Source organism: Candidatus Polarisedimenticolia bacterium, assembly GCA_035764505.1.
GTDB lineage: Bacteria > Acidobacteriota > Polarisedimenticolia > Gp22-AA2 > AA152 > AA152.
In genome coordinates this window covers 1-6,544 of record DASTZC010000256.1, presented here as the reverse complement: position 1 = coordinate 6,544, position 6,544 = coordinate 1, and the positions used below count along the sequence as shown (strand labels likewise).

The 6,544-nt window shown below is 65.9% G+C and carries 6 protein-coding genes and 1 pseudogene; all 7 read left to right on the top strand.

Annotated features, from left to right (window positions below; translation table 11 throughout):
• Positions 1-1,000: class I tRNA ligase family protein (locus VFW45_16735; GenBank protein HEU5182434.1), on the top strand; the 1,000-nt coding region annotated here is incomplete at its 5' end.
• A complete protein-coding gene (locus VFW45_16730) occupies positions 997-1,518 on the top strand; it encodes an LptE family protein (protein HEU5182433.1) in 522 nt (173 codons plus the stop codon). The genes VFW45_16735 and VFW45_16730, both read left to right, overlap by 4 nt.
• A gap of 1 nt (position 1,519) precedes the next feature.
• Positions 1,520-2,173: a DNA polymerase III subunit delta gene (holA, locus tag VFW45_16725; GenBank protein HEU5182432.1), complete on the top strand. Its 654-nt coding sequence runs from the start codon at positions 1,520-1,522 to the stop codon at positions 2,171-2,173.
• A gap of 15 nt (positions 2,174-2,188) precedes the next feature.
• Positions 2,189-2,578: pseudogene (locus tag VFW45_16720) on the top strand (hypothetical protein).
• Positions 2,575-4,125: a glutamine-hydrolyzing GMP synthase gene (gene guaA, locus VFW45_16715; protein ID HEU5182431.1), complete on the top strand. Its 1,551-nt coding sequence runs from the start codon at positions 2,575-2,577 to the stop codon at positions 4,123-4,125. The pseudogene VFW45_16720 and the gene guaA overlap by 4 nt, the downstream one beginning before the upstream one ends.
• 2 nt (positions 4,126-4,127) lie before the next feature.
• The gene (locus tag VFW45_16710; protein HEU5182430.1) at positions 4,128-5,126 is read left to right on the top strand and encodes a DUF523 and DUF1722 domain-containing protein; all 999 of its coding nucleotides are present in this window, start codon (positions 4,128-4,130) and stop codon (positions 5,124-5,126) included.
• A gap of 294 nt (positions 5,127-5,420) precedes the next feature.
• Positions 5,421-6,544, top strand: a 1,124-nt coding sequence (locus VFW45_16705) for a hypothetical protein (protein HEU5182429.1), incomplete at its 3' end; no start/stop codon positions are given.

The following is a 6,544-nucleotide window of genomic DNA, read 5'->3' as shown; positions in this document are numbered from 1 at the left end:
GATGGACACCTTCTTCGATTCCTCCTGGTACTTCTATCGTTACACCGACCCGCACAACGATCGGGTGCCGTTCGACCCGGAGGTCGCCGCCCGCTGGTTTCCGATCGATCAATACATCGGCGGGATCACCCACGCCATCCTGCATCTGATCTACTGCCGCTTCTTCACCAAGGTGATGCGCGACCTGGGCATGGTGAGCGTGGACGAGCCGGTGCTCCGCCTGCTGAACCAGGGGATGGTGCTGAAGGACGGGTCGGCGATGTCGAAGTCGCGCGGCAACGTGGTGGAGCCGGATGCCATGGTGGCCCGCTACGGCGCCGACACCTGCCGCCTTTTCTCGCTGTTCGCCGCGCCGCCGGAGCGCGACATGGACTGGAACGAGCAGGGGGTGGAAGGATGCCATCGCTTCCTGGAGCGGGTCTGGCGCCTGGCCGCCCCGCACTTTTCCGAGCGCACTGCCGCGGTGGAGGATTTCGGGTCGGCCCCCTCCGAGCGTGAGACGGCGATGCGCCGTAAGACCCACCGCACCATCCTGCGGGTGACCGAGGACCTGGAGCGGCGCCTGCACTTCAACACGGCGATCGCCGCCATCATGGAGCTGGTCAATGAGATGAGCGCCTTCCAGCTCGCCGGGTTGCAAACGGCGGCAACACGCGCCTGTTTCAGGGAAGGGCTGACCTCCGCGCTGCGCCTGCTGAATCCGTTCGCGCCGCATTTCGCGGAAGAGGTGTGGGAGCGGCTGGGGATGACGGGACGGCTGGCGACGATGGCCTGGCCGGGCGCCGATCTGGCGCTGGCGGAGGAGCCCCGCGTCGAGGTGGTCGTGCAGATCAATGGACGGCTGCGCGGCAAGGTGAGCGTCGAGAAAGGGGCCTCCGAAGAGGAGGTGACCGCCCTGGCGCACAGTGATCCGCGAGTCGAGGCGCACCTCCAGGGAAAAGCGGTCGTCAAATCGGTGTTCGTGCCCGATCGGCTGCTGAATCTCGTGGTCCGCGGATGAGCCGACGGGCGCTCGGGGTCGCCGCGCTGCTGCTGGCGGCCGGCCTGGGCGCCTGCGGTTACAATCTCTCGGGGCATTCGAGCGCCCTGCCCCCGGGGGTCAAGCGCATCGGCATCCCGGTCTTCGTGAACAAGACCGATCGCCCTGATCTCGAGCAGCGCATCACGGCCCGCATCATCAGCAACTTCATCACCCGGGGCCGCTACCAGATCTCCCCGAACGAAGAGGGAGTCGACGCGGTGCTCAAAGGAGAGATCCTGGCTTACGTCCTGAGCCCCGTGTCGCTGAATCCGCAGGGACGCGCCACGCGCTACGAGATCCTGATCAATGCCCGGGCGAGCCTGGTCCAGACGGCGGATGACAAAGTGCTCTGGCAGGACGACCACTTCGTGTTCCGGCGGCAGTACGATGTGGACACTGCCGATACCGGCATCGTGAGCCAGGAGCAGGCGGCGCTCGATCTGGTCTCCGACGATTTCGCCGAGGCGGTGGTGACCTCCATCCTGGAAGGGTTCTGAGATGGCCTCGCGAGGCGAAGGACTGAAGCCGTTCCTCGAGGAGATCCGCAAGGGAAAGCTCGCTCCCGCCTACCTGCTGTACGGCGAGGACGCCTGGCAGAAGGAAGAAGCGGCGCGCGCCGTGCGGCATGCCGCCCTGCCGGAAGGGGAAGGATCCTTCGATCTCGTGCTGCTGGAAGGGAGCTCCTGCTCGCTGTCGGAGGTGGTGGATGCCGCCCGCACCCTGCCGCTGTTCACGTCGCGGCGCCTGGTCTGGGTGAAGGAAGCCGAGGCGATACGGGACACCGCCGTCGGAGGGCTGGAGGAATATCTGCGATCCCCGTCCCCCTCCACCTGCCTCCTCTTCGTGGCGGGGGCCAAGCCCGACTTCCGCAAAGCTCTCATCAAGACGTTGCAAAAGCTCGCCGAGGTGCGGGAGTTTCAGCCGATGAAAGGGGCGATGCTGCAGGGATGGATCCGCGCCCGGGTGGCCGAGCTGGATGCGGAGATCGAGCGGGACGCCGCCGCCCTCCTCGAGTTCCACGCGGGGCCCGAGACGATGCGGCTCGACCGGGAGCTGCGCAAGGCGGTCGATTTCGCCGCCCCGCGAAAACGAATCGGCGTGGCCGACGTGGAGGCGACGCTCGGGATCACCGCAACCGCTTCGGTCTTCTAATGGGTCGACACGACCACCGCCGGGCGCGCCGCCGAGTCGGTCTCGCTCCTGCGCGGCATCCTCGCGGAAGGAGAGGAGCCGGTGCGGCTCCTGTTCCTGCTGACGCGGCAGATCCGGATGCTGATCCTGGGCAAGGCGCTGTCCCGCCAGGGAGTGCGCGGGCGCGACCTGGCGGCCGCGGTCGGATTCCCTCCTTTTCCCAGCTTGATCGAGAAGTTCCAGGGACAGATCGCCCGGTTCCCCGAAGCGGCCGGCCGGGGAGCCTACGGCAAGCTTCTGTCCGCCGATCGATCGATGAAGAGCGGGGGGCGTCCCGGCGCCGTCCTGGAGCGCCTTGTCCTCGATTTACGCGTGCTGGCGCCCGCGGACCTGCGCTCCCTGGCGCCTTCCAGGGGCCGATCATGACCGCCCCGGCGCACGAGAAAGTCCTGGTGATCGATTTCGGCGGGCAGACCTCGCAGCTGATCGCGCGGCGGGTGCGGGATCTCGGGGTCTACTGCGAGCTTCTAGGCTGTCAGGTCCCATCCGAGAAAATCCTCGAGGCCTCCCCGAAGGGGGTGATTTTATCCGGCGGTCCCGACTCCGTTTACCGGGACGGCGCCCCGCAGATCGAGGCGCGATTGCTGACCGCCGGCATCCCGATCCTCGGAATCTGCTACGGCATGCAGCTGATGGGCAAGGTCCTGGGCGGACGCGTGGTGGCCGACGCCGGGCGGGAGTTCGGCCGCGCCGACCTGCAGGTACTCCGCCCGCAGATCCCTCTGTTCGCCGGACTGCCCGAAGTTCAGCAGGTCTGGATGAGCCACGGCGATTCGCTCGAGGCGCCGCCTCCCGGCTTCGAGGTGACGGGGAAGACACAGCAGACACCGTGCGCCGCAATGGCAGACGAGCGTCGCTCGCTGTATGCCATCCAGTTCCATCCCGAAGTGGCGCACACGATCCACGGCCGCGATCTCCTGAGCAACTTCCTCTACCGGGTCTGCCGCTGCCGCGGCGACTGGAAGATCGCCTCTCTCACCGAAGAGCTGGCGGGCCGAGTGCGGGAGCGCGTGGGGCAGGGGAGCGTCGTCCTGGGCCTCTCGGGAGGCGTCGACTCCACCGTGGCCGCGGTCCTGATCCACCGGGCCATCGGCAAACGCTTGCACCCGATCTTTGTCGACACGGGGCTGCTGCGCAAGGACGAAGGGGACCAGGTGGAGGAGGCGCTCGGCCGGGGGCTGGGAATCCCGCTGACCCGGGTGGATGCCGGCGAGGAGTTCCTCGCGGCGCTGGCAGGAGTCGAGGAGCCGGAAGAGAAGCGGCGCCGGATCGGCAAGGTCTTCGTCGAGGTCTTCCAGCGCGAGGCAAAGAAAATCGGGCAGGTCGACTTCCTGGCCCAAGGGACCCTCTATCCCGATGTCATCGAATCGACCTCGTTTGCCGGCCCCTCGGCGGTCATCAAGACGCACCACAACGTCGGCGGGCTGCCCGAGACGCTGCATCTCAAGCTGGTGGAGCCGCTGCGCGAGCTGTTCAAGGACGAGGTCCGCAAGCTCGGGGCCGCGCTGGGAGTCCCGGCCGAGCTGCTGGGCCGGCATCCCTTTCCCGGCCCCGGACTGGCGGTGCGCGTCCTGGGAGAGATAACCCGCGAGCGGCTGGCCACGCTGCGTGAGGCCGACGCCATCTTCATCGCCGAGCTGAAAAGCGCCGGTTGGTACGACAAGACGGCCCAGGCCTTCGCCGTGCTGCTCCCGGTGAAAAGCGTCGGGGTGATGGGCGATTACCGCACCTACGAGAATGTCTGCGCCCTGCGCGCCGTGGTGACCGACGACTTCATGACGGCCGACTGGGCCCATCTTCCGCCCGAGCTGCTCGCCCACGTCTCCACTCGCATCGTCAACGAAGTCCGCGGCGTCAACCGCGTCGTCTACGACATCTCCTCCAAGCCCCCCGCCACCATCGAGTGGGAATAGCCGTGGCCGGCTCCCGCCGCGCGCGGGCGGAGCCGCGCTCTCGCCCCGTCGCTGAAGCACCCCTCAGGATCGGCATCAGCAGCTGCCTTCTCGGCGAAGAGGTGCGCTGGGACGGCGGGCACAAGCGCGACGTCTACATCAAGGATCTGCTGGGCCGCTTCTTCGAATGGGTCCCCGTCTGTCCCGAGCTGGAAGTGGGGATGGGCGTTCCCCGCGAGCCCATCCATCTGGCGGGGGACGCCGGGAAGGAGCGCCTCGTGGGGGTGCGCTCGGGAAAGGATTGGACCGCAGCGATGCAACGCTATGCGCGGCGCCGGGTGCGCCAGATGGAGCAACTCGACCTGTCGGGATATCTCCTCAAGAAGGATTCTCCCTCCTGCGGCATGGAGCGCGTACGAGTCTATCCTGCCCGGGGACCAGCCTCGCGCAACGGCGTTGGAGCCTTCGCGAGCGTCCTGATGGCGGGAATGCCGCTGCTTCCCGTGGAGGAAGAGGGACGCCTGCACGATCCGGCGCTCCGCGAGAACTTCATCGAGCGGGTGTTCGCCTACCGTCGTCTGCAGGATTGGATGACGGGGGGCTCGACCCGCTCCGGCCTGGTCGCCTTCCACACGGCGCACAAGTACCTTCTTCTTTCCCACAGCCCCCGCCACTACCAGGAGCTCGGTCGCCTGGTGGCCGCCGCCAAGCGGTATTCGCCGAAGCGCCTGGGCGAGCTCTATGCCCGATTGTTCATGGAGGCCCTGCGCATCCCCGCAACGGTGAAGCGCCACTCCAACGTTCTGCAGCACATCGCCGGATTCCTGAAGGAGCATCTTGGCCCGGACGAGAAGCAGGAGCTGCAGGGAATCCTCGACGATTACCGCAAGGGATGGATCCCGCTTGTGGTGCCTCTGACCCTCCTCAGCCACCACGTGAATCGGCACCAGATCGACTACATCCTCGACCAGGCCTACCTGCATCCCCACCCCAAGGAGCTGATGCTCCTCAACCACGCTTAAGCTGCCCATTCGGGTGAGGATCAATTTGATCCATACCTGAAACTGAGAAACATCCTGTGTGAACACAAGGCTTTCCTGCAGAGCTGGTCCATCCTTGGAGCATTTTGCTCCATCGCTCCATCGGTCACTAGGCATGCCTTCCTTTTCCACGCACCGGATGTGAACCTCCCGTCTTGCTTCATGTTGGACGGCGCTCGCCGTTCTCCCTACTGCATGGCAGAGCCATTGCATGGACCTCTTCCCAACAGCTCTCTCTTTCAGTCGATTGCGCCATGAAGCGCGGGGAGGTTTCTGATGCGACGGGTTGCGCGCGCCAGAGTTCCGATCTTTGCAACGGTGTTGCTGCTCGGCCTGGGTGGCCTAGCCTGGGGCTCGATTTCCGTGGATTCCGTCAACGACGAAGCCGCCATAGCCGGTGGCGCGGCCTGCGGAAACCGGACCGGCGCTGGTTTTGCTGCGTCATGGGCGGACCGGCCTGCCGGCGCCTGTGCTCTCGACGTACCTCCAAAATGGGGGGCCGCCTCAATCAACGTGCTCGACATTGGAACTGCGACTCTCCAGACCGGCGTCAATTTCACTCGCCCCAGCTCCCCAACGGTTAACTTCCCGGTGCAATCCTCCGGGGGGGGAGGCTGCGGATCGATCGACATCTGCAACTGTGACAGCGCCGAAGTCCTCAGTGCCCGGGTCTTCAACAGCTACAAGCGAAGAGCCTGCAGCGCTCCCTGCGCCATGGCCGGATGTCCGACACCCCTGGCCAGCTATCAAGTGGAGCAAAAGATTGGCGCGGGCGGAACCTGGACGCTTTGCACCGGCCTAGGCGACTGCCCCGACATCGCTCCTGACCAGGCCGCCCAGACTTTCCTCCGCATCAGCAGGACAGACGCGGGTGCCAAGTGTGGGTTCGTGGTCATCCGCGAGCCACAAATCCCCGGCACGGCCGGGACCGCCTATGTGCGGCTGGAGGCCGACAATCCCTGCGGGCTCTGGTCGAACTGGGCCGTCCCGACCTCCGGCAACACGGGGACCGACCTGAACCTCGTCAACCTCATTCAGATCAAGAGGAACGGGATCAACGGGTTGATAAAGTTCGACATCATCACGACGCCAGGCGCAGCTCCCATTACCCGCACTGTGACTACGGCGGCGGTCGACTCGAATACGACCGTGGCGAACAACATCAAGACGCAATTGGAGGGCGCAGGAGTGGGGTTCCGGATCAGCGTCGCGGCGAACGCGGCGGCCGGGGGATCCGTTCTGGATACGTTTGCGGGTTCGCCTTACGAGGTAGGGCAGCCCGTCGTGGTCGTCGAGAATGCCGGCTTCAGGGTCGCGGCCATCCATATAAAAGTGGTCAGTGGTCAGGAAGCGATAATGGAGGACCTCACTCCGGATCCCTCTGTTCCCACGCTGAGCGA